This is a genomic window from Dankookia sp. P2, assembly GCF_050632255.1.
GTDB lineage: Bacteria > Pseudomonadota > Alphaproteobacteria > Acetobacterales > Acetobacteraceae > Paracraurococcus.
Genome location: NZ_CP192581.1, coordinates 1,164,390 through 1,188,761, shown reverse-complemented (window position 1 = coordinate 1,188,761; position 24,372 = coordinate 1,164,390). Strand labels below are relative to the sequence as shown.

General features: G+C 70.6%; 33 protein-coding genes and 8 pseudogenes. 26 read left to right on the top strand and 15 right to left on the bottom strand.

The features are described from left to right. Positions 1-37: 37 nt before the first annotated feature. Positions 38-430 carry a CoA transferase gene (locus ACQ86J_RS07175; RefSeq protein WP_431270579.1) on the top strand — a complete coding sequence of 131 codons (393 nt, stop codon included), beginning with the start codon at positions 38-40 and terminating at the stop codon, positions 428-430. Here the strand turns inward: ACQ86J_RS07175 and ACQ86J_RS07170 are convergent. Further along, positions 417-1,367 (bottom strand): Bug family tripartite tricarboxylate transporter substrate binding protein, encoded by a 951-nt coding sequence (locus tag ACQ86J_RS07170; RefSeq protein WP_431270578.1) that lies wholly within the window; start codon positions 1,365-1,367, stop codon positions 417-419. The genes ACQ86J_RS07175 and ACQ86J_RS07170 overlap by 14 nt on opposite strands. 72 nt (positions 1,368-1,439) lie before the next feature. Between ACQ86J_RS07170 and tsaA the strand changes: the two genes are divergently transcribed. Next, positions 1,440-1,904: a tRNA (N6-threonylcarbamoyladenosine(37)-N6)-methyltransferase TrmO gene (tsaA, locus tag ACQ86J_RS07165; protein WP_431270577.1), complete on the top strand. Its 465-nt coding sequence runs from the start codon at positions 1,440-1,442 to the stop codon at positions 1,902-1,904. Positions 1,905-1,945: 41 nt separating this feature from the next. Then, a complete protein-coding gene (locus ACQ86J_RS07160; protein WP_431270576.1) occupies positions 1,946-2,254 on the top strand; it encodes a hypothetical protein in 309 nt (102 codons plus the stop codon). 121 nt (positions 2,255-2,375) lie between these two features. Here ACQ86J_RS07160 and ACQ86J_RS07155 read toward each other — a convergent pair whose 3' ends face one another. Together ACQ86J_RS07155 and ACQ86J_RS07150 are read right to left on the bottom strand one after the other, a co-directional pair. Then, on the bottom strand, positions 2,376-2,549 hold the full coding sequence (locus ACQ86J_RS07155; RefSeq protein WP_431272324.1) for a hypothetical protein: 174 nt from the start codon (positions 2,547-2,549) through the stop codon (positions 2,376-2,378). After that, positions 2,491-2,670 carry a hypothetical protein gene (locus ACQ86J_RS07150; protein ID WP_431272807.1) on the bottom strand — a complete coding sequence of 60 codons (180 nt, stop codon included), beginning with the start codon at positions 2,668-2,670 and terminating at the stop codon, positions 2,491-2,493. The genes ACQ86J_RS07155 and ACQ86J_RS07150 overlap by 59 nt, the downstream gene beginning before the upstream one ends. 29 nt (positions 2,671-2,699) lie before the next feature. On the opposite strand from ACQ86J_RS07150, the gene ACQ86J_RS07145 reads away from it, so the two are divergent. The 3 genes from ACQ86J_RS07145 (at position 2,700) to ACQ86J_RS07135 (ending at position 4,594) form a co-directional block, all read left to right on the top strand. Beyond that, positions 2,700-3,257 (top strand): GNAT family N-acetyltransferase, encoded by a 558-nt coding sequence (locus ACQ86J_RS07145; RefSeq protein ID WP_431270575.1) that lies wholly within the window; start codon positions 2,700-2,702, stop codon positions 3,255-3,257. 99 nt (positions 3,258-3,356) lie between these two features. Beyond that, entirely contained in the window at positions 3,357-3,638 is a 282-nt protein-coding gene (locus ACQ86J_RS07140) for an MmcQ/YjbR family DNA-binding protein (protein WP_431270574.1), read from the top strand. Continuing rightward, positions 3,635-4,594: a Bug family tripartite tricarboxylate transporter substrate binding protein gene (locus tag ACQ86J_RS07135; protein ID WP_431270573.1), complete on the top strand. Its 960-nt coding sequence runs from the start codon at positions 3,635-3,637 to the stop codon at positions 4,592-4,594. Before ACQ86J_RS07140 ends, ACQ86J_RS07135 begins: the two co-directional genes overlap by 4 nt. Here ACQ86J_RS07135 and ACQ86J_RS07130 read toward each other — a convergent pair. Continuing rightward, positions 4,528-5,724, bottom strand: coding sequence for an ATP-grasp domain-containing protein (locus ACQ86J_RS07130; RefSeq protein ID WP_431270572.1), 1,197 nt, complete (start codon positions 5,722-5,724; stop codon positions 4,528-4,530). The two genes, ACQ86J_RS07135 and ACQ86J_RS07130, sit on opposite strands and share 67 nt — an antisense overlap. Between ACQ86J_RS07130 and ACQ86J_RS07125 the strand changes: the two genes are divergently transcribed. The 5 genes and pseudogenes from ACQ86J_RS07125 to ACQ86J_RS07105 all read left to right on the top strand — a co-directional run bounded on the left by ACQ86J_RS07125 (position 5,707) and on the right by ACQ86J_RS07105 (position 9,053). Continuing rightward, positions 5,707-6,597 (top strand): succinate--CoA ligase subunit alpha, encoded by an 891-nt coding sequence (locus tag ACQ86J_RS07125; RefSeq protein WP_431270571.1) that lies wholly within the window; start codon positions 5,707-5,709, stop codon positions 6,595-6,597. The two genes, ACQ86J_RS07130 and ACQ86J_RS07125, sit on opposite strands and share 18 nt — an antisense overlap. Then, positions 6,594-6,782 (top strand): hypothetical protein, encoded by a 189-nt coding sequence (locus tag ACQ86J_RS07120; protein WP_431270570.1) that lies wholly within the window; start codon positions 6,594-6,596, stop codon positions 6,780-6,782. Before ACQ86J_RS07125 ends, ACQ86J_RS07120 begins: the two co-directional genes overlap by 4 nt. Positions 6,783-6,838: 56 nt before the next feature. After that, a complete protein-coding gene (locus ACQ86J_RS07115; RefSeq protein ID WP_431270569.1) occupies positions 6,839-7,477 on the top strand; it encodes a hypothetical protein in 639 nt (212 codons plus the stop codon). A 179-nt stretch (positions 7,478-7,656) separates the two neighbouring features. After that, a pseudogene (locus ACQ86J_RS07110) lies at positions 7,657-8,466 on the top strand (enoyl-CoA hydratase-related protein); the annotation flags it as partial. A gap of 128 nt (positions 8,467-8,594) precedes the next feature. Then, positions 8,595-9,053: an enoyl-CoA hydratase/isomerase family protein gene (locus ACQ86J_RS07105; RefSeq protein WP_431270568.1), complete on the top strand. Its 459-nt coding sequence runs from the start codon at positions 8,595-8,597 to the stop codon at positions 9,051-9,053. Here ACQ86J_RS07105 and ACQ86J_RS07100 read toward each other — a convergent pair. The 4 genes and pseudogenes from ACQ86J_RS07100 to ACQ86J_RS07085 form a co-directional block, all read right to left on the bottom strand. Then, entirely contained in the window at positions 9,050-9,463 is a 414-nt protein-coding gene (locus ACQ86J_RS07100) for a GMC oxidoreductase (RefSeq protein WP_431270567.1), read from the bottom strand. The two genes, ACQ86J_RS07105 and ACQ86J_RS07100, sit on opposite strands and share 4 nt — an antisense overlap. Continuing rightward, complete coding sequence (locus ACQ86J_RS07095; RefSeq protein ID WP_431270566.1) at positions 9,448-9,834, bottom strand: hypothetical protein; 387 nt, start codon at positions 9,832-9,834, stop codon at positions 9,448-9,450. The genes ACQ86J_RS07100 and ACQ86J_RS07095 overlap by 16 nt, the downstream gene beginning before the upstream one ends. Beyond that, positions 9,825-10,382: a GMC family oxidoreductase N-terminal domain-containing protein gene (locus ACQ86J_RS07090; protein ID WP_431270565.1), complete on the bottom strand. Its 558-nt coding sequence runs from the start codon at positions 10,380-10,382 to the stop codon at positions 9,825-9,827. Before ACQ86J_RS07090 ends, ACQ86J_RS07095 begins: the two co-directional genes overlap by 10 nt. Positions 10,383-10,506: 124 nt before the next feature. Then, a pseudogene (locus tag ACQ86J_RS07085) lies at positions 10,507-10,653 on the bottom strand (hypothetical protein); the annotation flags it as partial. 151 nt (positions 10,654-10,804) lie between these two features. On the opposite strand from ACQ86J_RS07085, the pseudogene ACQ86J_RS07080 reads away from it, so the two are divergent. The 4 genes and pseudogenes from ACQ86J_RS07080 to ACQ86J_RS07065 all read left to right on the top strand — a co-directional run. Continuing rightward, positions 10,805-11,277, top strand: a pseudogene (locus ACQ86J_RS07080) (FAD-binding oxidoreductase); the annotation flags it as partial. Next, the gene (locus tag ACQ86J_RS07075) at positions 11,246-11,791 is read left to right on the top strand and encodes an FAD-linked oxidase C-terminal domain-containing protein (RefSeq protein ID WP_431272323.1); all 546 of its coding nucleotides are present in this window, start codon (positions 11,246-11,248) and stop codon (positions 11,789-11,791) included. The pseudogene ACQ86J_RS07080 and the gene ACQ86J_RS07075, both read left to right, overlap by 32 nt. Next, positions 11,745-11,843 (top strand): annotated as a pseudogene (locus ACQ86J_RS07070) (hypothetical protein); the annotation flags it as partial. The gene ACQ86J_RS07075 and the pseudogene ACQ86J_RS07070, both read left to right, overlap by 47 nt. A 95-nt stretch (positions 11,844-11,938) precedes the next feature. Beyond that, complete coding sequence (locus ACQ86J_RS07065; RefSeq protein ID WP_431270564.1) at positions 11,939-12,154, top strand: FAD-linked oxidase C-terminal domain-containing protein; 216 nt, start codon at positions 11,939-11,941, stop codon at positions 12,152-12,154. Positions 12,155-12,342: 188 nt separating this feature from the next. Here the strand turns inward: ACQ86J_RS07065 and ACQ86J_RS07060 are convergent. After that, a pseudogene (locus tag ACQ86J_RS07060) lies at positions 12,343-12,714 on the bottom strand (peptidase dimerization domain-containing protein); the annotation flags it as partial. Between the two features lie 113 nt (positions 12,715-12,827). Next, positions 12,828-13,628 (bottom strand): M20/M25/M40 family metallo-hydrolase, encoded by an 801-nt coding sequence (locus tag ACQ86J_RS07055; protein WP_431270563.1) that lies wholly within the window; start codon positions 13,626-13,628, stop codon positions 12,828-12,830. 44 nt (positions 13,629-13,672) lie between these two features. Here ACQ86J_RS07055 and ACQ86J_RS07050 point away from each other — a divergent pair. Continuing rightward, positions 13,673-14,191: pseudogene (locus tag ACQ86J_RS07050) on the top strand (hypothetical protein); the annotation flags it as partial. After that, positions 14,154-14,720, top strand: coding sequence for an NAD(P)-dependent oxidoreductase (locus ACQ86J_RS07045; protein ID WP_431270562.1), 567 nt, complete (start codon positions 14,154-14,156; stop codon positions 14,718-14,720). The pseudogene ACQ86J_RS07050 and the gene ACQ86J_RS07045, both read left to right, overlap by 38 nt. 124 nt (positions 14,721-14,844) lie before the next feature. On the opposite strand, the gene ACQ86J_RS07040 is transcribed toward ACQ86J_RS07045, so the two are convergent. The 3 genes from ACQ86J_RS07040 to ACQ86J_RS07030 are packed head-to-tail and all read right to left on the bottom strand — an operon-like array spanning position 14,845 to position 16,191. Then, positions 14,845-15,264 carry a YciI family protein gene (locus ACQ86J_RS07040; protein ID WP_431270561.1) on the bottom strand — a complete coding sequence of 140 codons (420 nt, stop codon included), beginning with the start codon at positions 15,262-15,264 and terminating at the stop codon, positions 14,845-14,847. Between the two features lie 19 nt (positions 15,265-15,283). After that, on the bottom strand, positions 15,284-15,865 hold the full coding sequence (locus tag ACQ86J_RS07035) for a VOC family protein (RefSeq protein ID WP_431270560.1): 582 nt from the start codon (positions 15,863-15,865) through the stop codon (positions 15,284-15,286). Beyond that, complete coding sequence (locus tag ACQ86J_RS07030) at positions 15,817-16,191, bottom strand: VOC family protein (RefSeq protein WP_431270559.1); 375 nt, start codon at positions 16,189-16,191, stop codon at positions 15,817-15,819. Before ACQ86J_RS07030 ends, ACQ86J_RS07035 begins: the two co-directional genes overlap by 49 nt. A gap of 84 nt (positions 16,192-16,275) precedes the next feature. On the opposite strand from ACQ86J_RS07030, the gene ACQ86J_RS07025 reads away from it, so the two are divergent. The 5 genes and pseudogenes from ACQ86J_RS07025 to ACQ86J_RS07005 form a co-directional block, all read left to right on the top strand. Next, complete coding sequence (locus tag ACQ86J_RS07025) at positions 16,276-17,016, top strand: winged helix-turn-helix transcriptional regulator (RefSeq protein WP_431270558.1); 741 nt, start codon at positions 16,276-16,278, stop codon at positions 17,014-17,016. Positions 17,017-17,063: 47 nt separating this feature from the next. Further along, positions 17,064-18,128 (top strand): amidohydrolase family protein, encoded by a 1,065-nt coding sequence (locus tag ACQ86J_RS07020; protein ID WP_431270557.1) that lies wholly within the window; start codon positions 17,064-17,066, stop codon positions 18,126-18,128. 206 nt (positions 18,129-18,334) lie between these two features. Further along, the gene (locus ACQ86J_RS07015; protein ID WP_431270556.1) at positions 18,335-18,760 is read left to right on the top strand and encodes an amidohydrolase family protein; all 426 of its coding nucleotides are present in this window, start codon (positions 18,335-18,337) and stop codon (positions 18,758-18,760) included. Beyond that, positions 18,654-19,235, top strand: a complete 582-nt coding sequence (locus ACQ86J_RS07010) for an amidohydrolase family protein (RefSeq protein ID WP_431270555.1) — start codon at positions 18,654-18,656, stop codon at positions 19,233-19,235. Before ACQ86J_RS07015 ends, ACQ86J_RS07010 begins: the two co-directional genes overlap by 107 nt. A 65-nt stretch (positions 19,236-19,300) precedes the next feature. Then, a pseudogene (locus tag ACQ86J_RS07005) lies at positions 19,301-19,540 on the top strand (Rieske (2Fe-2S) protein); the annotation flags it as partial. A gap of 239 nt (positions 19,541-19,779) precedes the next feature. Here ACQ86J_RS07005 and ACQ86J_RS07000 read toward each other — a convergent pair. Continuing rightward, positions 19,780-20,064 (bottom strand): OmpA family protein, encoded by a 285-nt coding sequence (locus ACQ86J_RS07000; protein WP_431270554.1) that lies wholly within the window; start codon positions 20,062-20,064, stop codon positions 19,780-19,782. Continuing rightward, a complete protein-coding gene (locus ACQ86J_RS06995) occupies positions 20,061-20,339 on the bottom strand; it encodes a hypothetical protein (RefSeq protein WP_431270553.1) in 279 nt (92 codons plus the stop codon). The genes ACQ86J_RS07000 and ACQ86J_RS06995 overlap by 4 nt, the downstream gene beginning before the upstream one ends. A gap of 370 nt (positions 20,340-20,709) precedes the next feature. Between ACQ86J_RS06995 and secG the strand changes: the two are divergent. From secG to ACQ86J_RS06975, 4 genes and pseudogenes are all read left to right on the top strand, one after another. Continuing rightward, positions 20,710-21,031, top strand: a pseudogene (gene secG, locus ACQ86J_RS06990) (preprotein translocase subunit SecG). 138 nt (positions 21,032-21,169) lie between these two features. Beyond that, positions 21,170-22,804: a CTP synthase gene (locus ACQ86J_RS06985; RefSeq protein WP_431270552.1), complete on the top strand. Its 1,635-nt coding sequence runs from the start codon at positions 21,170-21,172 to the stop codon at positions 22,802-22,804. Positions 22,805-23,031: 227 nt separating this feature from the next. Continuing rightward, complete coding sequence (locus ACQ86J_RS06980) at positions 23,032-23,961, top strand: hypothetical protein (protein ID WP_431270551.1); 930 nt, start codon at positions 23,032-23,034, stop codon at positions 23,959-23,961. Then, positions 23,961-24,233: a hypothetical protein gene (locus ACQ86J_RS06975; protein WP_431270550.1), complete on the top strand. Its 273-nt coding sequence runs from the start codon at positions 23,961-23,963 to the stop codon at positions 24,231-24,233. The genes ACQ86J_RS06980 and ACQ86J_RS06975 overlap by 1 nt, the downstream gene beginning before the upstream one ends. Positions 24,234-24,372 lie beyond the last annotated feature (139 nt).

Below are 24,372 nucleotides of genomic sequence, written 5' to 3'. Positions count from 1 at the left end.
CGGCCCGAGCTGCCGCGACGACCCGCGCTTCAACTCGGTGATCGCCCGCTTCCGGAATGTCGACGCTTATTTCACCCTGCGCGCCGAGGCACTGCGGCAGCGCCCGACCGCCGAATGGGCCGCCGAGTTCCGCCGACGGGAAATCCCCGCCATGCCCTATGCAACGATCGAGGGGCTGCTGGAGGACCCGCATCTCTGGGAAACCGGCCTGCTGCGGCGGGAGGTCCATCCGACCGAGGGCGCCATGACCGGCCTCGGCCGACCCGTCACCTTCTCCGCCGCCGGGCCGGACGAGATCCGGCTGGCGCCGCGGCTCTCCGCCGATGCGCGCGGCGTGCTGGCGGAGGCGGGCTATACCGAGGCGGAAATCGCGGCCCTGCTCGGTGGCGGCGCGGTGGTGGCGCCGCCGGTCCCCGTCATTCCGGAGTGATGCCGGCGGCCGCCGCGACTTGCTTCCACTGCGGGATTTCCTGCCGTAGCCGTGCGGTCAAGGCCTCCGGCCCGGTCAGCAGGACCGTGGCGCCCTGCGCCGTCATCCGGCGCACCAGCGCGCTGTCGGGTATGCGCAATGCCGCCATCTCCCGCATGAGGATCGCCACCGCCTCCGGCGGCGTCGTCCGGCTGCCGAGCATGGCGAACCAGAAGGGCACGGCGAAACCGGGGACGAATTCGCCGATCGCCGGGACGCCGGGTAGCGCCAGGCTGCGCGTCGCCGTGGTCACCGCCAGCGGGCGCACCTTGCCCTCCTGCAATTGGCTCGCGGGGATCGATGGATCGCCAATCCAGAGGTCGATGTCGCCCGACAGCAGCGCGGTCAAGGATTGGGTCACGCCCCGATAAGGCACGTGCAGCAACTCGATCCGCGCCAAGTTCTGCAGCAGCGCCATCGACAGGTGGGTGGAGGACCCGATGCCGGCCGAGCCGACGCTGATCCGCCCCGGGCGGGCGTGGGCCGCTGCCAGCAGCCCGGCGAAATCGGCGAAAGGTGCATCGGCCCGTGCTGCTAGCAGCAGCGAGCTTTCCGAGACCAGCGTCACCGGCACTAGGTCGGTGAAGGGTTCAAACCCCGGATCCTTCATAATTGCGGGCAAGGTCGCAAAGGAGGTGGTGGTGAACAGGAAGGTGTGGCCATCCGTCTCCCGCGCCACGAACTGCGTGCCGACCGCGCTTCCAGCGCCTGGCTTCGATTCGATCACCACCGGTTGGCCGAGCCGCTGGGACAGGTGCTCGGCGATCATCCGCGCTGGCACTTCCTGCGGCCCGCCCGGGGCGAAGGGGCTGACGAAGCGGATGGGACGATTGGGCCAGGCTTCCTGCGCCAGGGCCGGTACCGCCAGCATCGACCCCAGCAGGATCCGTCTTGTCATCCCCGACATGCGCTTTCCTCCGCGTCCCGGAAGGAATACAGCGGGACCGCCACCGCCCCAAGAGACCGCCCCATGGCCAACTTCGCCGTGACGCCGATCGGCCATCTCGAGACCCCTTGGGCGACCCCGGCGGATTGCCCGCGCAACGGTCGCCAGCCCGACCCGCTGCCGGAATGCCGCGCCGTGGTGGCGCCGGAGTACCAACCCGGGCTGCTGGGACTGGAGGGGTTCAGCCACCTCATCCTACTTTACTGGATGGACCGCGCCGCGCCGGTGCCGCTGGTGCTCTCCCCGCGCTTCGATGGCGACCAGCGCGGGATCTTTGCCACCCGCGCCCCGGTCCGGCCGAACCCGATCGCGCTCTCGGTCGTGCGGTTCGACGGCTTCGCGGCCCCCGGCGTGCTGCGGGTGCGCAACCTCGATTGCGCGAATGGCACGCCGCTGCTCGACATCAAGCCCTATCTGCCCACCACGGATGCGGAGCCGGATGCGGCCATGGGCTGGCTGGCGCCGCACGCGACACCGCGCGCCGGGTGAAGACCGAATGAACCTGGGCCCGGCTGCGGCGCTGATGCCGCATGCCGGTCCTTCGCTTCTTCGCGCTGCAAATAGCCATCGGCTTCGGCATCGCCGCGCTCTTCCTCGCGACGCTGCTGCTGGCCGATCCGGGCGGCATCGGCACCCTGCTGCGTGCCTCCGCCGCCGGTATCTGGCCGGCGTTGCTGTTCTGGCTTTTCACCGGGCTTACCTTTGGCGCCGTGCAATCTGCCGCGGCCCTGGGGCTGGCGGCCGAAGAGAAGCCGGACGACGACCACGGCAGCCTGCGGGCGGCCCCTGCCTATGCCATGACGCGTGCGGTCAGGCGCCCTCGCAGCCCTTTGCCCTAAGCGACCCGATCAGCCAACCGCGTTCCTCTGTCCCGGCAGCGATCGCCGCTTCCGCATCGGCCAGCGGCGGCACCACCACCCCGTCCTCATCAGCCATGATCAAGTCGCCCGGCGTCACCACTTAGCCGCCGCAGGCAACCGGGCAGCAGATCTCGCCCGGCCCGTCCTTGTAGGGAGCCGGAAGGGGCGCACCGTGCGCCCAGACACCGAGATCCATCTCGCCGGGCTGCGCAGCGTCACGGATGGCGCCGTCGATGACCACGGCGGTTATGCCGCGCTTGGCCACCCAGCCCATCATGAGCTCCCCGGTCGTTGGCGATGCCGAGCTCTCCGTCGGCATCGACCACGATGATGCCGACGGAGAGCGCGGCATCGACGCGGGTGGTGACGGCGCGGATGCGGAAGCCGAGGGTCATAGTGGTTCCTTGCGGCTGCAGGGCCGCGCATGATGCCGACCGCCAGCGCGCTGTCGAGGCTCCGCATGTCCGTCATGATCCGTGCCGTCACCATGGCCGATGCCGCGGCCTTCCGCGCGATCCGACTGGAGGCGCTGCGGCTGCACCCTGGCTCCTTCGGCGCGGCTTTCGAGGAGGAGTCGTCGCACGACGTCGCCTCCTTCGCCGCCGGCCTGCCACGCGACCCGCCGGATGCGGTCTTCGGCGCTTGGTTGCCGGACGACCCGGAGCCGCTCGGCATGGCTGGCCTTTACGCCGAGCGGCGGCGGAAGCTGGCGCATAAGGGGCATGTCTGGGGTGTCTATGTGCGGGAAGCGGCGCGCGGCCAGGGTATCGGACGGGCCATGTTGGAGGGCGCGATCGCGGCGGCACGGGGCGCCGGGTTGGAGACGCTGCTGCTGACCGTCAGCGTCGAGGCGCCGGCCGCGCAGGCGCTCTATCGCGGCCTCGGCTTCCGCGCCTATGGCACGGAGCCGCGCGGCCTCCGGCTTGGCCCTGGCCACTATGTGGACGAGGTACTGATGGCGCTCGACCTGTGCGGGGCCTGAGGCGCGAAGACGGCAAGCTCCCTCGCCCGCCTGCGCGCGCTCTGCCTTGCGCTGCCCGAGGCGGAGGAACGCGAGACCTGGGATCTGCCGACCTTCCGGGTGCGCGGCAGGATTTTCGCCATGGCACCGGGACAGGGGCGGGACCTGGCGGCCTGGTGCAAGGCGCCGTCCGGGGCGCAGCAAGTGCTGGTCGGCGCCGACCCGGACCGCTTCTTCGCGCCGCCCTATCTCGGTCCCAAAGGCTGGATCGGCGTGTGGCTGCACCCGCCGCCGGATTGGACGGAGGTAGCGGGTCTGGTCCGCCGCAGTTCGCGGCTGGTGGCGCTGAAGCGGCTGGCGATGCAAGCTGGTGGAGAAGAAGACCTGGAGGAAACGAGATGATCGGACGGCGCGGGATCCTGGCGCTTGGCGGCGCCGCGGCGTTTGCCGGGCAGGCGAGGGCGGCGGCTTGGCCGCTGCGGCCGGTGCGCATCGTCGTGCCCTTCGCGGCCGGCGGGTCCAGCGATATCTGCGCCCGGCTGGTCGGCCGGCAGATGCAGTCCGCCACCGGGCAGGGCTTCGTCGTCGAGAATATCGCCGGTGGCAATGGCGTGGTCGGCACGCTCGCGGTGCTGCAGGCGCCGGCCGATGGCCACACGCTGCTGCTGGGTGCGACCACGACCTTTTCGGTCAACCCGCATCTGATGCGCAACCCCGGCTACGATGCCGAGCGCGACTTCGCCCTGGTCGGCGTCTTCGGCCTGACCTCGAGCTACCTGATGGTGGCGGCCGACAGCCCGTGGCGGACGGCGCAGAAGCTGTTCGCCGCGATCCGGGCGCAACCGGGCAAGCTGAACTCGGCCTGGTTCAACGGCTCCTCCCGCATCCCGGCGGCGCTGCTGAAGCGCGTGGCGAAGCTGGAATTCGAGGAGGTCTCCTACAAGATCGTCGGCAATGCCATCACCGACCTGATGTCGGGGCAGGTGCAGTTCTGCTACATAGACATGGTGGCGGCCGATGCGCACCTGAACTCCGGCAAGTTCCGCGCCCTGGCGGTCACCGGCCCGCAGCGCTCCGCCCGCTTCCCCGACTTGCCGGCGATGCGCGAGCTGTACGAGGGTTTCGAGACCAGCGGGTATCTCGGCATGGGAATCCGCAGCGCGGTGGCGCCGGACATCCAGCGCGAGGTCAACCGGCAGATCACCGCCGCGGTGCAGGAGCCGGAGATCAGCCGGCGGTTGCGCGAGATGAGCATGGACCCGGTGTCGATGGACCTCGAATCCAGCATCGCCTATGGCCACAGCGAACGGGAGAAATACGGCCGCATCATGCGGATGGCGGGGATCGAGCCGGAATAGCTCAGCCACGCACCGCCGCCGCCACCGCCCGCACCAGCTCGTGCGGATCGTCGTGCAGCGCGGCGACGCCGACCGCGGCGAGGTCGGCGCGCGCCTGCTCCAGCGGGTAGCCGCGCAGCGCCGCACTGGCCGGCGGCGATGCCGGCCAGGAAGGGCTTCGTAGGTGGCCTGGCGCGCAGCGCCGCGGCTAGCGCATCGACCCGCGCCTTCAGCCCGCGCGAGGCCAGCGTGGTGAAGAACATGATCGCCTTCACCTCCGGCCTAGCAGCGATCTCGAACGCCGCGGCCAGCCGGTCCGGCATGGTCTCGGCCGGGCCGCCATTGGCATTGTCCATGAAGCAGGCGGCGGGGCAGCCGGCATCGGCCAGCAGGTCCAGCATCAACATGCCGAGCCCAGCGCCGGCGGTGATCATCGCCACCGTGCCGCCCTGCAGTTCCACGAGCTGGAAGCCCTGCTCGCGGGCGCGGCGCTCGAGTGGCGTCAGCGCCGCATCCTCAAGCGCGGCAGAGAGGGCCGGCGCCGCATGGCGGAATGTCGCGGCATCGTCGCGCACCAGCTTGGCGTCGCATGCGACCAGCCGCCCATCGGCCAGCACGCCAAGCGGGTTGATCTCCAGCAGCTCCAGATCCTCGTCGCGCAGGATGCGGGCGAGGCGCAGCGCCAGCCGCGCGAGGCGCGCGGCAAGATCGGGCGGGAAGCCGACGCGCAGCGCGGCATAGGTAGTCTCTAGCGCGCCGGGCGCCTCCGGTTCGATTCCGCAGCGCAGCAGCGATGCCGCATGCTCGACCTCGACGCCGCCCTCCGGTGCGCAGAGCAGCTCGATCGATTGCGCGGTGCCGTCGATGCGCAGCGCAAGGTAGATCTCGCGTGCCATCGGCACCGCTTCCTCCAGCAACAAAGGTGCGGCCTCGTCGCCGAGCGCGGCACGGATCGCGGCCGCGACCGCCGGCGCCTCGCCCGCCAGGCTGCGGCGCACGAGGCCGCGCTTGCCGCGGCCGCCCTCCAGCACCTGAGCCTTCAGGATCCCCTCTGCGTCCTTCGCAGGTGCAGCATGCAGCAGCATGCCATGCGGAATCGCCACGCCATGTTGGTGCAGCAGTCTCTTGCCATCATGCTCCGCGAGCCGCACCGTTCCCTCCGTGATGACCGCACCCTTCCTCAGCAGCTTCCCCGTCGCGTCGTGGTGTTCAACCCGACCGGCCGCTATGCCGCCGCCCAGGTCGCCTCGATGCGGGAAGCCGGAACCAACCTGGTTGCCGGCATCGCGCTGGGCCGCGGCGGCGAGGTGGTGGACGGCCTGCCGCTGTACGACGATGTCCGTGAACTGCCGGAGCCGGCCGACGCCGCGGTGGTCTATACCCCGCCCGAGGGCGTACTGGACGCGGTGCGCGCGGCGGCCGGCATACCGAGCATCGTCGTCGCGGCGGAGTATGTCCCGGTACACGACGGGCTGCGCGCGGCGCAGGCGGCGCGGGCGGCTGGGTCCTGGATGGTCGGGCCGAACACCCTCGGCCTCTGCGTGCCCGGAGTGGGGCTGCTGGGCTCGATCGCACCGTCCTTCTGCAGCCCCGGCTCTGTCGCGGTGCTGTGTCGCAGCGGGACCCTGACCCTGACCATGGCACGGCTGCTGACCGCGGCGGGGATCGGCCAGCGCGTCGTCGCGCATATCGGCGGCGACACGGTTTGCGGCCGCAACCCGCATGAATGGCTGGCGGCGCTGGCCGCAGACCCTGGCGTCTCCGCCATAGTCTATTGCGGCGAGATCGGCGGTGACAAGGAATATGCGCTGGCTGAGGCCATCCCATCCTGCCCGAAGCCGGTTGTCGCCATGCTGGTCGGGCGGCACGCGCCGCCCGGCAAGCGCATGGGTCATGCCGGCGCCTTAGCCGGGGCCGAGCGGGAGACCGCCGCGGCGAAGCTGGCCGCGCTGGCCGAAGGCGGCGCCCGTGTCGCCCGTGACCCGGACGCCGCCATCGCCATCCTCAAGGACCTGCATCGATGAGCGACCTGCCGACTGCTGCCGAGATGGAGGAGATTACCGCGCGCGCGGCGCCGGAAGGGCCGGGCATCGTGCTGTGCGAATGCTTCGCCCGGGACGGGCTGCAGCATGAAGCCGGCCATCCTGCCGCCCGAGGCGAAGGTCGCGATGATCGACCGGATCGCCGATTGCGGCTTCCACCGGATTGAGATCACCAGCTTCGCGCATCCGCAGCAGGTGCCGCTAGTTCGCCGACGCCGAGGCGGTGCTGCGCAGGGTGCGGCGCCGGCCCGGCGTGCTGTTCAAGGCGACCTGCCCGAACCCGCAGGCGGTACGACGGGCGCTGGCGGCGCGGGAGGCGGGCTGGGGACCGGAGGAGATCTCTCTCCTTGTTTCGGCCAGCGAGGGGCATTCCCGGCGCAACCTGAAGCGCTCGCGTGAGGAGCAATGGGCGAATGCCGCCGAGATGGCGGCGCTGGGGCGCGACGCCTTCACCATGGTTGGCACCATCAGCGTCGCCTTTGACTGTCCCTTCGATGGCCGGACGCCGCAGGAGCGGGTGCTGGAGGATGCGGAGCGCTTCGCCACGCTGGGCGTGACGCGGATCGCGATCGGCGACACGATTGGCAGCGCCACGCCGCCGCGGGTACGCGACCTGATCGGCTGGCTGCACGGCGCGCTGCCGACGGCGACCTTCATTGCGCATTTCCACGATAGCCGCGGGACTGGCATCGCCAATACGCTCGCGGCAATCGAGGCCGGAGCTGACCCATGCCGACTGCGCCCTCGGCGGCACAGGCGGCCATCCGACAAGGATCGCCTATGGCGAGGGGTATACGGGCAATACCTGTACCGAGGACCTGGCGACCGCGCTGGACGCCATGGGCTACGCGACGGGCCTTGATCTCGCCGCACTCCGTGCCGCCGGCCTAGCCGCGGAGCAGCTTCTCGCCCGTCGCCTGGACTCCAAGGTGATCCGCGCGGACTCAGAGAAGTAGAAAGGGGCCCGGGGAATGCCTTCCCCCGGCGCTTTCCTTCCCTGCCGCGTTGACAGGCCGGGTCCTGCCGGTAGCGTCCCCCCGCATGATACTGCTGAGCGAGATGCGCGGCTCCGTCCGCCTGTTGCGGCTGAACCGGCCGGAGAAGCGCAACGCGCTCAGCATGGCGCTCTGCGCCGCCTTGGTGGAAGCGTTGCTGGTGGCGGAGGCAGACGCGGCCGTCGCTGCCGTGGTGCTGGCCGGAGAGGGAGCCGGTTTCTGCGCCGGCGGCGATCTTGACGAGCGGCGCGCCCTGGCCGACGACCCGGTGGCCTGGGAGGCGCGGGCGGCACTGGCGGATACGGTGCTGGCCGCGCCGGGTGCCATGGCCAAGCCGGTGGTCGCGGCGGTGCATGGGCGCGTAGTCGGCATGGGCGCTTCGCTGATGCTGGGCTGCGACATGGTCGTGGCAGCGGAGGACGCGCTGTGCATCTGGCCGGAGGCGCGACACGGCATCTGGCCGCACCTCGTCGCGCCGCAACTGCTGCGGCATCTCGGGCCAAAGGATGCCTTCGAGGTGCTGGCGACCGGCCGGACGCTGGATGCGGCGGAGGCGCGGGGGCTGCGGCTGGTCAATCGCGTGGTGACGCGCGACGCCTTGCTGGACGAAGCCTGCGCACTGGCTGTCGCCGCGGCCGCCTATGGTCCGGAGAGCCTGCGCGGCATCAAGGCGATGATGAGACGCGGCGGGGAACCGGCGATGAACGACACGGTAGTCTATGCGGCGGATGCGCGCGGCGTGGTGACGCTGCGGCTGAACCGGCCGGCGGCGCGCAATGCCTTCAACTTGGCGATGGCGACGGCACTGGGCGATGCCTGCCGGCGCGCCCTGGCGGAGGCGGCGCGGCTGGTGCTGATCCGCGCCGAGGGACCGGTCTTCTGCGCCGGTGCCGACCTGAAGGAGCGCCAGGGGATGACCGACGACCAGGTGCGGGCGCGGCGGGTGAAGGGTTCGCTGCCTATGCGGCGATCGAGGCGTTGCCGATGCCGGTGGTCGCGGTGGTGGAGGGACCGGCGGTCGGCTCCGGCTGCGAGATCGCCGCGGCCTGTGACTTCGTCGTGGCGACGCCGGCCGCCAGCTTTCGCACGCCGGAGGCGCTATGGGGCACTGTGGGGGCGACGCAGCGCCTGCCGCGGGTGCTGGGCACGCGGCTGGCGAAGGACATGATGCTGACCGGGCGGGCGCTCTCGGCCGCCGACGCTCTCGCCCATGGGCTCGTGACGCGGCTGGTGCCGCCCGAGGCGCTGGAGGCGGCGCTGGAGGATATCGCCGCCACCATCGCCAAGGCGCCGCCCGCCGCACTGCGCCTCGCCAAGCGCTGCATCGGCGAGGGCGTGGAGCGCGATCCCCGTGGCGCCCTGGCGACGGGATTGCTGGCGATCGAGGAAAGCCTCGCCGGCGACGAGTGGCGGGCGCGGATGGCGGCGTTCGGCGGCAGCTAGGCCGCCAGCCTGACCTTCGCTGTGGACTTGACCAGGTCGGCGCATTTCTCGCCGATCATGATGCTCGGTGCGTTGGTATTGCCGGAGACGACGGTCGGCATGACCGAGGCATCGGCGACACGCAGCCCCTCGATCCCGCGCACCCGCAGTTCCGGGTCTACCACGCTGGCCGGGTCGCCGCCCATGCGGCAGGTGCCGCTCGGGTGATAGATCGTGTTGCCGGTGCGACGGATGAAGCCGAGGATTTCCTCGTCGCTCGCCGCCGCAGCGCCGGGGACGACCTCCTCCTCGACGATCCCGGCGAAGGCGCGGGCTTGGGCCAGCCGGCGGCCGAGCTTGATGCCCTCCACCATGCATCGCCGGTCGGTCTCGGTCGCCAGGTAGTTGGCGTGAATCAGCGCCTTCTGCATCGGATCGCGGCTGGCCAGGGTGATGGTGCCGCGGCTTTCCGGGCGGAGCACTGGCAGGCGCTGATGGTCATGCCGGGGAAGTCGTGCAGCTCGAGCATGGTCTTCGAGGTGCTGAAGGGCAGGAAGTGGTACTGCACGTCCGGCGTCCCGCTGCCCGGCAGGACGCGGGCGAAGAGGCCCGCGGTGCCGGCGCTGACGGTCCAGCGGGCCGGTGCGGCGGAGCGCAAATCGGCACCCATCATCGCCTTGCCGAACAGGCTGGCGACGCGCTTGTTGAGGCTGCCCGGACCCTTCACGCGATACGCCAGCCGTGCCTGGAAATGGTCCTGCAGGTTGCGCCCGACCTGGGCCAGGTCGTGCACTACCGGCACGCCAACTTCCTGCAGGTGCCCGGCCGGACCGATGCCGGACAGCAGCAGCAGATGCCGGGGACGCGATGGCGCCGGCCGAGAGGATCACCTCTCGCTCCGCCTTGATGGTCAGCTTCGCGCCGTGCCGGGTGAAGGACCACGCCGGCGGCGCGGCGACCCTCCATAACCAGGCCGTTGCTGTGCGCGTCGGTGACGACGATCAGGTTTGGCCGGCCGCGCGCCGGCTTCCAGGTAGGCCGTCGCGCTGCTGCAGCGCCAGCCGTTCCGCGCCGTGACCTGGAAGAAGCCGGCGCCTTCCTGCTCGGCGCCGTTGAAGTCGCAATTCGCGGGAAGCCGAGCTCCGCCGCGGCCTCGATGAAGGCGAGCGCCAGCGGGTTGCGGTCGCGCAGGTCGGAGACGGCGAGCGGCCCACCCCTGCCATGCAGGTCGGACGCGCCGCGCTCCTGGTCCTCGGACCGTTTGAAATAGGGCAGCACGTCCTCGAACGACCAGCCGGTGCAGGCCGAAGCGGCGCCAATGGTCGTAATCGGCGTGCTGCCCGCGGACATAGAGCAGGCCGTTGATGGCGGAGGAACCGCCGAGGGTGCGGCCGCGCGGCCAGGGGATGCGGCGGCCTTCCAATTCCGGCTCCGGCTCCGTCACCAGATTCCAGGACAGGGTCGGGTGGTACATGGTCTTGGCATAGCCGATCGGCACGTGCAGCCAGGGGCTGCGGTCGCGCGAGCTCGGCCTCCAGCAGCACGACGCGGACGGCTGGGATCCTCCGAGAGCCGCGCAGCGTCTGGCGCAACCGGCGGAGCCGGCACCCCACCACGATATAGTCCGCGCTCAGCGGCACGCCGTCGCTCATCGGCCGGTTCCCTTGTGCATTGCAGCATGCCCTCACAGAATCGGGCACAGTGAAGCGCGGCGCGGCCCAACAGGCCAGGGGGTTGAAGCGGCGACCGGTGCGGCGGAGGATGCCGCCACAATGAGCTCTCTCGACATGCTGGCCGACGCCGTCGGACCACGGAACTTCCTCCCGCGATGCCAACGACATCGCCCCCTATGCCGTCGACTGGCGCGGCGCCTATCGCGGCCAGCCGGTGGCAGTCGCCCGCCCCGGCTCCACGGCCGAGGTGGCGGAGGTGGTGAGGCGCTGCGGCGCCATGGACCTGTCCATCGTCCCAGCGGGCGGCCGCACCGGGCTTGCTGGCGGCGCGGTCCCGGCGGCGAACGGCCCGCCACGGTGGTGCTGTCGCTTGAACGCCTCAACCGCATCCGGAATGTCGATGCGCGCGACTTCTCCCTGGTGGCGGAGGCCGGCTGTGTCGTGCAGACCGTACAGGCGGCGGCGGCCGAGGCTGGGCGGCTTTTCCCGATCAATGGGGCGCGCAGGGCACGGCGCAGATCGGCGGCATGCTGTCCACCAATGCCGGTGGCATCCGCACCCTGCGCTGGGGTAATGCGCGTGAGCTGGTGCTGGGGCTGGAAGTGGTGCTGCCGGATGGCCGCATCCTCGATGACCTCGGGCGCGTCCGGAAGGACAATAGCGGCTACGCGCTGCGGCACCTGTTCATCGGCGGGGAAGGGACGCTCGGCGTCATCACCGCCGCGGCGCTGCAGCATGGTCCCCGCGCTGAAGCGGGTCGAGAGCGCCTTCGTCGCGGTGCCGAGCCCGGATGCGGCGCTCTCGCTGTTGTCCCGGGTCATGGGCAGCGGGGCGGAACTGATCGGCTTCGAGCTCTGCGCCCGCTTCTGCATGGAGATGGCGGCGAAGCACGGCGTCGGCCTGCGCATGCCGTTGCCGCTGGAGGCGCCCTGGTACGTCATGGTGGAGATCGCCGCGGCGCATGAGCGTGCCGTTGCGCGACATGCTGGAGGAGGCGCTGGGCGCCGCGCTCGAGAGCGGCGAGGCGATGGACGCCGTCATCGCCGAGAGCGAGGCGCAGCGCGCCATGATTTGGAAGATCCGTGAGGACTACCCAGACTGCTCCCGCCGCGACAGCCCCTCGGTCGGCACCGACACCTCCGTGCCGGTCTCGGCGGTGCCGGACTTCGTCAACAGCGCGGAGCGCGAGTTGAAGGCGCGCTGGCCAGAGGGCCGAATGGCCGCCTATCGGCCATGCCGGCGACGGGCAACATCCACCTGTCGCTGCATGCGCCGGCGGACTGGGCGGGTGACCGCGCCGCCTGGGTCGAGCGGGCAGGGGAAATGGAGCCGCTGGTCAATGCCATCGCGGTCTCGCTCGGCGGCAGCTTCTCCGCCGAGCACGGCATCGGGCAATCCAGGCGCCAGCCGCCATGGCCACGCACAAGGACCCGATCGCGCTGGAACTGATGCGCAGGCTGAAGGCGGCGCTCGACCCGGCAGGGCGGATGAACCCGGGGAAGGTGCTGCCCTGGGCAGCACCGCCCGCGATCTGCGCCAGCAGCCTTGCATGGCTGCAGGCGCCCTTGTGCAGAGCACCGGAACTCGAACTTCTCGTTCGGGCTATGCACCTGGTCGTCGTTCAGGCCGAAGCCGACCAGCAGGCTGTCGAGGCCGAGCAGCCGCTGCATGCTCTCGACGACCGGGATCGAGCCGCCGCAGCCCATCAGCACCGCCGGCTTGCCGTATTCCTCCGTCAACGCGGTGCGGGCAGCACGGACCCAAGGGCTGTCGGCGGCGACTTCGATTCCCGGGGTGGTGCTGAAGACCTGGACCTCGGCGGTGCAATCGGCCGGCAAGCGGTCGGCGACGAAGCGGCGGATGCTGTCGGCGACCTGCTGCGGATCCTGGCCGGGCACCAGACGGCAGGACAGCTTGGCATGCGCCTCGGAGGCGATGACGGTCTTGCTGCCGTCACCCATGTAGCCGCCCCAGATGCCGTTCAGGTCGGCGGTCGGCCGGGCCCACATCCGCTCCAGCGCGCCGCGGCCGCGCTCCCCGGCCGGAACGGACAGGCCGATCTCGCCGAGGAAGGCGGCCTCGTCGAAGCGCAGCGCATCCCATTCGACGCGCTGGGCATTGGTCAGCTCCCGCACGCCGTCATAGAAGCCGGGCAGCTGCACCGGCCGTCGGCGTCGTGCAGCCCGCCCATGATCTGGCTCAGCAGGTTGATCGGGTTGCGGGCGGCGCCGCCATAGATGCCGCTGTGCAGGTCGCGCGAAGCCGCCTTCAGGTCGACTTGCGCATAGACCATGCCGCGCAGGCTGGTGGTGATGGCCGGGGTGTCGATGTCCCACATGCCGGTGTCGCTGATGACGGCGACATCGGCCCTCAGCTCGCCGCGGTTGGCGGCGAGGAACGGGTCGAGGCTCGGGCTGCCCACCTCCTCCTCGCCCTCGATCAGCACGGTAATGGCGCAAGGCGGGCCGCCGGCGACCGCGTGCCAGGCGCGCAGCGCCTCCAGCCACATGGCGCACTGGCCCTTGTCGTCCACCGCGCCGCGGGCGACCACGCGCGGGCCGTGCGGGCCCTCAACCACCACGGGGTCGAAGGGCGGCGAGGTCCAGAGCGCCAGCGGGTCGGCCGGCTGCACGTCGTAATGGCCGTAGAAGAGCAGGTGAGGGACCTTGCCGCCCGGGCCGGGATGGTGGCCGACGACCACGGGATGGCCGGCGGTCGGGCGGACCTCGGCGGTGAAGCCCATGCCCTGCAATTCGTCCCGCACCCAGCCGGCGGCGCGCAGGCAATCGCCGGCATGGGCAGGCTGGGCGCTGATGCTCGGGATGCGGAGCCAGTCGATGAGCCGGGCCTCGGCGGCCGGGGCGTTTGCGTCGAGATGCGCCAGGATGGCGGGGAGGGGAGGGACATGGAGGCAATCCACCACGCCGCGCCGCCGCGGCCAAGCCGCGTTGCGCCCCTGGCGGGGGCATGGGAGGGAATGCGGCGATAAGAGGGGAATGCGCCATGAAGGTCTACCTGACCCATACCGCCGATGCGCTGGCCAACTACTACGGGGAGCGCGCCTTGGCGGCGCTGCGCGCGGTGGCGGAGGTCCGGCTGAACGAGACCGGCCGGCACCTAGCGGGGCGGGAACTGGCCGAGGCCGCCGCGGGCTGCGACGCCATCGTCAGCTATCGGCAATCGCCGGGGGAGGCAGAGACCTTCCGCCACGCCTCGGACCTGGTCGCCTTCCTGCGCTGCGCCGTCGACATCCGCAACGTCGACGTCGCCGCCGCCAGCGCCGCCGGCGTGCTGGTGACCCGGGCGACGCCGGGATTCATCCCCTCGGTCGCGGAATTGGTGCTGGGGCAGATGGTCGACCTCGCGCGCGGCGTCAGCGAGGCGGCGTCCAGCTATCACTGCGGGGAGGTGCCGGCGGCGCGGATGGGGCGGCAAGCTCAACGGCTCGGTGCTCGGCATCATCGGCTATGGCGCGATCGGCCGGTACCTGGCGCCGCTCGGCCTGGCGCTGGGGATGCGGGTGCTGGTGGCGGACCCGCATGCGGCGCCGGCGGAGGCGCGGCTGGAGCATGTGCCGCTGGAACGGCTGCTCGCCGAGAGCGACGTCGTCGTCTGCCTGGCCGTCGCCAACGAGCAGACGGAGAACCTGATGGACGCCGCTGCCTTCGGCCGGATGAAGCGAGGCGCGCTCTTCCTCAATCCCTCGCGCGGCAACCTGGTGGACGAGGCGGCGCTGCTGGCGGCGCTCGACGCGGGGCAGTTGGGCGGCGTCGCCATGGATGTCGGCCGCGCGCCGGACCAGATGCCGACGCCGGCGCTGGCGGCGCATCCGAAGGTCGTCGCCACGCCGCATATCGGTGGCCTCACCCCGGCGGCGATCGAGCACCAGGCCTTCGACACGGTGCGGCAGGTGACGGCGCTGGCGCGCGGCGAGGTGCCGGACCATGCCGTGAACGCCGCGGCGGCGAAGCGGCTGTCCCGCCTCGGAATCACCCCGCCGGGGGCATCGTCATAGGAAGGCAAGGTTGGGGAGGGAAAGGTATTCCCTCCCCAAGCCCCACCCTTCCTTTTTGTGAGTCGAGAGCCGACTGCCAGAAATAGAGGAAGGCCGGGGAGAATACCTTCTCCCCGGCCTTCTTCTATCCAGCCACCTGGTCCCGCAGCCGGGCCTCCGCCGCGGCGATCTCCGGCGTCAGCGCCGCGCCGAAATCCGCCATCTCGAAGAGCGGGCGGATCTCGATCTCGCTCGGCCCCGGCATCGGGTTGGGGCAGCGCTTCGCCCAGGCCAGCGCCTCCTCCATGTCCTTCACCTGCCAGAGCCAGAAGCCGGCGACGAGTTCGCCGGTGGCGCCGAAGGGGCCGTCGATGACGGTGCGGGACGCGCCATCGAAGGCCACGCGCTTGCCCTTCGAGGAAGGATGCAGGCCCTCGCCCGCCAGCAGGATGCCGGCCTCGGCCAGTTCCTGGTTGAACCGGCCCATCGCCGCCAGGAGTTCGGTCGAGGGCATCAGGCCAGCCTCGCTGTCCTCGGTCGCCTTCACCAGCACCATCACGCGCATTGCCGTGTCTCCCCTTGGGTCATCCCTCGAAGGCCCGCTGCAGCGTCGGCAGATCGATCTTCACCATGCCCTGGATCGCCTTGTTCAGCCGCGCGGCCTGGGCCGGGTCGGCCTTGGCCAGCAGGTCGCCGACCGGGCCGGGCACGACCTGCCAGGAGATGCCGTAGCGGTCGGTGAGCCAGCCGCATTGCACCGGCTTGCCGCCCTCCAGCAGCGCGTCCCAGAGCGCATCCACCTCCGCCTGGGTCGCGCAGGTGAGGAAGAGCGCGAAGCCAGGGCTGTGCGCCACCTCGTGCGGCGGGTTGAACAGCATCACCTCCTGCCCCGCGAGCACTACAGTGACGGCGACCGGGCCGCCCTCGGCGCCCATGCGCATGCGTCCACGGATTTCGGCCGTCTGGCCGGCGCGCTGGAAGGCGGCGAGGTAGAAGGCAGCCGCTTCCTCGGCCCGGCCGGGAATCCAGACGCAGGGTGCGAGCGCCGCCATCGGCTCAGCTTCTCCCCCTTGGCCTGCGCCATGGCGGCCCTGGGCTGCCGCCAGGTCCATCCACATCACCTCCCAAATATGGCCGTCCGGGTCCTCGAAGCTGCGGCCATGCATGAATCCATGGTCCTGCTTCGGGCCGGGATCCGCGGCGCCGCCGGCAGACCCGCGCGCTCGACCATCCCATCCACCTCGGCGCGGTTGTCGGCCGAGACGCAGAGCAGCACCTGGCAGGTTGCCTTCGCGTCGGGGATCGCCTTGGTGGTGAACTGGCGGAGTTTGGGATGGGTCAGCAGCATGGCGTGGATGGTCTCGGAGAGGACCATGCAGGCGGCGGTATCGTCCGAGGACTGCGGGTTCTTCTTCGCGCCGATGGCTTCGTAGAAGCTGACCGCGCGCGGCAGGTCGGCAACAGGCAGGTTCACGAAGATCAGTCTGGCCATGCGGCTGTCCCCCCGAGTGCTGTTCGACAAGCCTGCGCCATTCAGTTATGAATTGCTACCATGAAGTCAGGAAAACATAGTGAGTTGCATCCGAGGCCGCGTCGCTACGCGGATGCCTGCGCCGCCGCCCATGCGCTTGAGCTGGTTGGAGACCGCTGGGCGCTGCTGGTGATGCGGGAGCTACTGCTGGGCCCGCGCCGCTTCGGCGACCTGCGCGCCAGCCTGCCCGGCATCAGCGCCACCGTCCTGATCCAGCGGCTGGAGGAGCTGGAAGCCGTGGGCATCGTAGTCCGCCGCAAGCTGGCCCCGCCCGCCGCAGTGCAGGTCTACGCCCTGACCGAATGGGGGCTGGAAAGCGAGCCGATCTTCCAGGCGCTCGGCCGCTGGGCGGCGCGGTCGCCGCTGCACGACCCGACCCTGCCGATCAGCGCGGTGTCCTTCCTGCTGTCGCTGCGGACCATGCTCGATCCAGGCCGAGCGGCGGGGCTGCGGGCGCGGATCGGCTTCCGGCTGGGGGAGGAGGCGTTCCTCGGCCAGCTCGCCGAGGACCGGATCGAGATTGCCGCCGGGCCGCGGCGCCTGCCGAGCTGGTGCTGTCCGGCCCGCCGGCGGTGCTGGCCGCGGCGATCTATGGCGGCGTGCCGCTCTCGGCACTGGAGGCCGAGGGCGCTATCCAAGTCGAGGGCGACCGGGCCCTGGCCGCGCGCTTCGTCACGCTTTTCCCCTTCCGGCCAAGGCCTTACCGCCCCGCGCGCCTTGAAGGCGGATCGGTCTGGTGGTCACTTGACCAACCCGCCGCTTGCCGCAGGGCCCCGTTCGGGCTGATATACCAGTCGGGCCCCGCAGAGGGGGCCGCGGGGACGGGAAACGGCATGTTCAGCGGGTATCGCCCGATCGATTGCGACCTGCATCCGATGGTATCGGGAATGCAGGCGCTGACCCCCTACATGGACGCCTTCTGGGCCGACCAGGTGCGGGAGCGCGGGATCACCACCCTCGACAGCCAGTCCTGGCCGGTGAACTCGCCGAAGACCATCCGGGCCGATTGGCGCGGGCCGAAGGGCCGTGGCGCCGAGAGCGTGGACCAGCTTCGCGCCCAGGTGCTCGACCGCTTCGGGGTCGAGACCGGTATCCTCAACCCGCTCTATGGCGTGCAACTCGTCCTCAACCAGGACATGGCGGTCGCCTTCACCCGGGCGCTGAACGACTGGATCCGGGCCGAGTGGCTGGACCGGGACGACCGCCTGCGTGCTTCGATCGTCCTGCCCATGCAGAACGTGGCCGCAGCGGTCGAGGAGATCGAGCGGCTCGGCCCGGATCGCCGATTCGTCCAGGTGCTGGCCCTGGCGCTGGGCGAGAACCCGCTCGGCAAGCGGCAATACTGGCCGATCTATGAGGCCTGCGTGCGGCACGGCCTGGCGCTGGGCATCCATGCGGGCAGCGCCTACCGCCACCCGCAGACATCGGTCGGCTGGACCTCGTGGTACCTCGAGGAATACGCCGCAAACCAGCAGGGTTTTCAAAGTACCTTGGCCAGCCTGCTGACGGAGGGCGCGCTGGTGAAGCACCCCGAGCTGAAGGTGGTGCTGCTGGAATCCGGCGTGACCTGGCTGCCCGCCTTCCTCTGGCGGCTGTCGAAGACCTGGAAGGGCGTCCGCTTCGAGATCCCCTGGGTGGACCGCCTGCCGGCCGAGATCATCCGCGACCAGGTCCGCCTGACCGTGCAGCCGCTGGACGCGCCGCAGGAGCAGGTGAAGCGAATCCTCGACCACCTGCGTTCGGACCGGATGCTGCTATGGGCCTCCGACTGGCCGCATTGGCAGTTCGACGGCGACGCGGCGGTGCCGCCCGGCATCCCGTCCGCGCTGATGCCTGAATTGATGCGCGAGAATGCGCTCGCGACCTATGACCGCCTCCGGGAAGGAGCCTTGGCATGAATGTCATCCAGCCCATCCAGGTGCCCGGCAAGCCCGCCGCGGCGACCCTCGGCCTGATCGACGTGGACATCCATCCGCGGCCGAAGGCGATCACCGATTCAGGCCCTTCATGACGGAGCGCTGGTGGCAGCACCTGCAGACCTGGGGCATGCGCCAGCGGCACGGCTTCACCGGCGGGCAGCCGCCTTGCTCCGAAGGCGCAGCCCTTGGCGTCGCGCCGCGACGCCTGGCCGCCCAATGGCGGCACCCCGGCTTCCGACCTCGACTTCCTGCGCTTCCAGCTGCTGGACAACTACGGCACCGATATCGGCGTGCTGAACCCGCTGCAGCCGAGCGGGCAGGGCGACCGAAACAACGCCTTCTCCGCCGCCATGGCCCACGCCGTGAACGAGTGGCAGCTCGAGCACTGGCTGCGCAAGGAACCGCGCCTGCGTGGCAGCATCGTGGTGCCCTATGAAGACCCCGCCGCCTCCGCCGCCGAGATCCGCAAGCGCGCCGGCGACCCGAGATTCCTGCCAGGTCCTGATGATGAGCCGGACCGCCGAGCCCTGCGGCAACCCGCGCTACTGGCCGATCTACGAGGCTGCGGCCGAGGCCGGGCTGCCCGTCGCCTTCCATGCCTTCGGCTATAGCGGCTGGGCCATGACCAATGGCGGCTGGCCGAGCTTCTACATCGAGGAGGTGAGCGAGCACGCCACCTCCTGCCAGAATCAGGTCATCTCCCTGGTAGTGGAAGGGGTCTTCGAGCGCTTCCCGGCGCTGAAGGTCATCCTGATCGAATGCGGCTTCGCCTGGCTGCCCTCGGTCGGCTGGCGGCTGGACCAGGCCTGGAAGAGCCTGAAATCCGAGGTGCCGCACCTGACCCGCCTACCCTCCGAGCAGATCCGCCAGCACATCTGGGTCTCGACGCAGCCGATGGAGGAGCCTGAGCGCGGCGCCCACCTGCTCGACATCATGGAATGGGTCGGCTGGGACCGGATCCTCTTCGCCTCCGACTACCCGCACTGGGACTTCGACGACGCGCGCTCGGCGATGCCGGGCATGGTGCCGGCGGAGAAGCGGGCGGCGATCTATGGTGGGAATGCGCGGGCGCTTTACGGACTCTGAAGGAAGATCGGGGCGGAGGAGAACCTCCTCCCCGAACCCCACCACCCCTATTCTGCGAGTCTGCCGTGCCCAAGCATGTCGTCTGCGCCGTCGCTGATATTCCGCCCGGCGGGCGGAAGCTGGTGGAGGCGGAGGGGAAGCGGATCGTCGTCTTCAATCTCGGCGGCGAGTTCTTCGCGCTGAGCGACCGCTGCCCGCACCAGGGCGGCAGCCTCTGCGCCGGGCTGGTCAGCGGGCATGTCGAGAGCCCGGAGCCGGGCGTCTACCACTATGCCCGGCAAGGCGAGATGATCCGCTGCCCCTGGCACTACTGGGAATTCGACATCCGCACGGGGAAGAGCTGGTTCGATCCGAAGCGGGTGCAGGTGCGAGCAATACGCGGCGCATGTGGAGAGCGGCGCGGCGCTGGTGGAAGGGCCCTACTTGGCGGAGACCTTCCTGGTACGGATCGAGGACCAGTACGTGGTGGTCGAGGCCTGAAACCACCCCAGCCTCGGTCCGGCGCGACGCCCTGCGCCACGCCGGACCATGGTCGCCCAGGCCTTCAGGCATTCGCCAGCGACAGCACCACCCGCCGATTCTGCGCCCGCCCCTTCGCGGTATCGTTCGAGGCGACCGGATCCGACTCGCCCATGCCCCGCGCCGAGACCATGTCGGCCTTGACCCCCTGCGAGATCAGGAACTGCATCACCGCCTCGGCCCGCTTCTGCGAGAGGTCCTGGTTCGAGGCGATGCCCCGCCTCTGCAGCGACGGGCCGATCGGGGCATTGTCGGTGAACCCGGTCACGACGAGCTTGTTCTGCTGGGTCGGCGCCAGCTTGCGGCTCATGTCGGCAATGATTTGCTTGCCCTTTCGCGCATCTCCCAGCTGCCTGGCGCAAAGAGCAGGTCGCTGTTCACGGTGTAGGCGATGGCGCCCTGCAGGCGGCCGACCTGCTGGCGCTCGGCCGCAAGCGCGGCCGATTGTGCGGCAAGCTGCTGCTTCAACTGGCTATTTTGCGCCTGCAGCGCATCGTAATCGCTTTGGGACACGCATCCCGCGACCATGAGGGGCGCGAGCAGCACGCCGACCATGAGACGCATCCGCGGCATAGTCTTCACCATCTAGTCTGTTCCCTTCATCGACAGTTTCCGATCTATGCGGACCTTCGAAGGTCATTTTTCCCGCAATAAGATCGGCCATCCGAACCCGAAATGGCTGCCAGACGTTAGTCAGGGATGCGACGGGTGGGCGCGGAATCACTATCGGAATTCAGCCGAATGGCGCATCCGGCGTTGCCGATGATTGCGGCGTCTTGCCTGTGGGCCATGTCTGGATGCCGCGCTGGGCTGCAGGCGAGGTTCGTGTCTTGCCCCACCGACCCTGCGGGGCGGGGCCGCGGCCAGAACCGGGCCGCTTGCGCGAAGGAGTGGCTTCTGGCGCGCCGAGCCTGTAGAACCCGCCTCTTCGCCGTACCGGACACCTGCGCAGCCCATGGCCACCGTCCTTCTGATCATTCACCTTTTCGTGACACTCGCTCTGATTGGCGTGGTGCTCCTGCAGCGCTCCGAGGGCGGCGAGGCTTGGCGTCGGCTCCTCGCAAGGCATGGGCGGCTTCATGACCGGCCGCGGCACGGCGAACCTGCTGACGCGGACCACGGCCGTCCTTGGCACCGCCTTCTTCGCACTGTCGCTGACCCTGGCCATCCTCGGTCGCGGCACCACCGGCCCGCGCTCGATCCTCGAAGCGCCGCCGGCCGCGCCCGCACCCGCCCTGCCGGCCGCGCCCGCGGCGCCGAGCGTCCCGACCAACTGAAGTCGCCCGAGTCGCGCCGCCCCGGCGCGATTGCCGCGCTGCGCAAGCCCGGCTTTTGCAACATCTTCCGCGAATGCATGGCCGCTCCCTCACACTGCGGGTAGCGGCGGCGGGCGTCACGCGGTATGCAGGGCACCCATGGCGCGGTTCGTATTCATCACCGGCGGCGTGGTTTCCTCCCTTGGCAAGGGCATTGCAGCGGCGTCGCTCGGCGCGCTGTTGCAGGCCCGTGGCTACAAGGTGCGGCTGCGTAAGCTCGATCCCTATCTCAACGTCGATCCCGGGACGATGTCCCCGTATCAGCACGGCGAGGTTTTCGTCACCGACGACGGCGCGGAGACCGATCTCGATCTCGGTCACTACGAGCGCTTCACCGGGGTCCACGCCACCAAGGCGGACAATTGGACGACTGGGAGGATCTACTCCGACGTGATCGCCGCGGAGCGCCGTGGCGACTACCTCGGCGGCACCGTCCAGGTGATCCCGCACATCACCGACAAGATCAAGGAAGTCGTCCAGGCCGAGACCGACGGATACGACTTCGTCTTGGTCGAGGTCGGCGGCACCGTGGGCGACATCAGATCGCTCCCCTTCCTCGAGGCGATGCGGCAGCTCTCGAACGAGATGGGCCCGACCCGCAGCCTCTTCGTCCACCTTACTTTGGTTCCCTACATCCCCTCGGCCGGCGAGCTGAAGACCAAGCCGACCCAGCACTCGGTCAAGGAATTGCTCGGCCTCGGCATCCAGCCGCAGATCCTGCTCTGCCGCTGCGACCGGCCGATCCCGGAGAATGAGCGCCGCAAGATCGCGCTCTTCTGCAACGTGCGGCCGGAAAGCGTGATCCCGGCGCTCGACGCCAGCACCATCTACGGCGTGCCGCTGCAGTACCACGCCGAAGGCCTCGACCAGGAAGTGCTGCGCCACTTCGGCCTGAGCGCTTATGGCGAGCCCGACATGCGTCGCTGGGAAGGCGTCGTCCACTCGCTGCAGCAGCCCGAAGGCGAGGTCACCATCGCCGTCGTCGGCAAGTACACCAACCTGCTCGATGCCTATAAGTCATTGGCTGAGGCGCTGACCCATGGCGGCATTGCCCACAATGTCCGGGTGAAGCTGGACTGGGTCGATGCCGAGGTTTTCGAACGTGACGAGGCAGCCGTCCTGCGGCTCGAGGGGGCCAGCGGCATCCTGGTTCCGGGCGGCTTCGGCGAGCGCGGCAGCGGCGGCAAGCTGGAGGCGGTGCGCTTCGCGCGGGAGCGCAAGATCCCCTTCTTCGGCATCTGCTTCGGCATGCAGATGGCGGTGATCGAGGCAGCCCGGAACCTGCTCGGGCTGAAGGGCGCCTCCTCGACCGAATTCGGCCCCTGCGAGCATGCCGTGGTCGGGCTGATGACCGAATGGCTGCGCGGCAACGCGCTGGAACGCCGCAATGCCGCCGGCGACCTCGGCGGCACCATGCGGCTCGGCTCCTACCTGGCGCGCCTCGGCGAGGGCACGCTGGTGCAGCAGGTCTATGGCGGCGCTTCCGAGATCACCGAGCGGCATCGCCACCGCTACGAGGTGAACGTCAACTACAAGGACCGGCTGGAGGAGGTGGGCCTCCGCTTCTCCGGCATGTCGCCGGACGGCGCGCTGCCCGAGATCGTCGAATACCCGGACCACCCCTGGTTCATCGGTGTGCAGTTCCACCCCGAGCTGCGCAGCAAACCCTTCGAGCCACATCCGCTGTTCCGCGGGTTCATCGGCGCCGCGATCCGCCAGGCGCGGCTGGTCTGAGAGATGGCGAGGCCGGGGAGGACATAGCCTCTCCGGCCTCGCCTCATGTTCGGGAGACTGGCACCCTCCGCGTGGTGGCGGCCAACTCCCAGAAAGGAAGGGGTGGGGTTTGGGGAGGGAATACTTTTCCCTCTCCAACCTTGCCCGCGCTGAACATGACGGCAGCTTAGCTTGACGCCGGCCCCACGGCCGGCGTCACTTCCACCTCCCATCGAGGCACCCTCCGCATGCTCCTGCGTCGCAGCTTGGTCCTTCTCCTGCCCCTGCTGGCGATCGGCTGCGCCGGGGCCGGGGAGAAGGACCCGCCATCGCCGCTCGCCCTCCGCCTCGGCACCGCGCTGGAGGGCGCCGATCCCAGCGCCGATGCCCTGATCCTGAGGATGGATGCCTTCGAGCGGATGGCACAGCGCGAGGATGCCGCGATCGGCTTCGCCGCCGGCGGGCGCTCCGCCGCCGCGGCGCGCCTCGCCCCTGCCGCCTCGGGCGCGGCGGAGGCCGTCGGCCAAGTGCTGATGCCGGGCTTCACCGCGCTCGGCGACTATGCCCATGGCCTGGCCCAGCTGGCGGGCGGTGAGCCGATCGAGCCGCGCTCGGGCCCCGCAGGCGCCCTGCTGGCCCAGGCCGCCGCGGACGGCCTGCAAGCGGTCCGGCGATCGAGCGGCACCGTGCCACCCGAGCCGGTGCGCGCCGCCGGCCTGGCCGGCATCGCCGCCCTGTCCGACCTGCCGGACCGCATGGCCGCCACCCCGGGCGCGACCGTCCCCGCCATGGTGGCGGAGGCCGCTCCGCAGCTCACCGCCGTCACCGCCCTGCTGCGGGCGGTGATCGGGGCTGAGCCGGGCCAGGGTACCCGCGGCGCCATCCGGGCGCGCCGGGAAGCATTGGACGCCGTTCAGGCCCGCTTCCTTGCCGCCGTTGCCGCCGACCGCCGGCTCGGCCCCGGGGAGCGCTACACCATCTTCCGCGGCGTCGCCGAGCAGCGCGAGGACGACCCCGCCCAGGGCAGCTTCAGCGCCCTGGTCGACCTGCTCGGCACGCTGGAGGCGGCGCATGCGGCGCTCGCCGCCGGCGCGCCCGATACGGCACAAAAGATCGCCGCCTTAGAGGCCGCGGTGGCCAGGCTTGGCGCCATGGCCGAGGCCGCCCGGCGCGGCTGATGCGCCGCGCGGCCGGGCGCTTCCTGCTCGCCGGCGGGCTGCTGGCCTTCCTCGGCCTGGCCGGGGCGTCGGGGCTGGGGCTGGCGCCCTTCGCCCCCTTCCTGGCCTTCCTGTCCTGCGCCGCGGCCCTGGCCGGGCTTGCCCTGAGCCAGCCGGATCCGGGGCCGGAGGGGGCCGGGCAGGGGCCGGCGCCCGGCCTGCACGGCGCGCTGTCCGACGGCGGCGGGACCGGCGCCGGCGATGCGGGCGGCGATGGCGGCAGCGCCGCCTAGCCTGCGATCGTCTCGGGTGGACTCACACAGAGCGCCTGCGGTCCAGCTTCGGCACGATCCCAGGCGGGTGACCGGCCGCCCGGACCCCTTGCCCCTGGCGCGGGACCGTCTTATGGCCGGCGCACCAAAGCGACCCGGA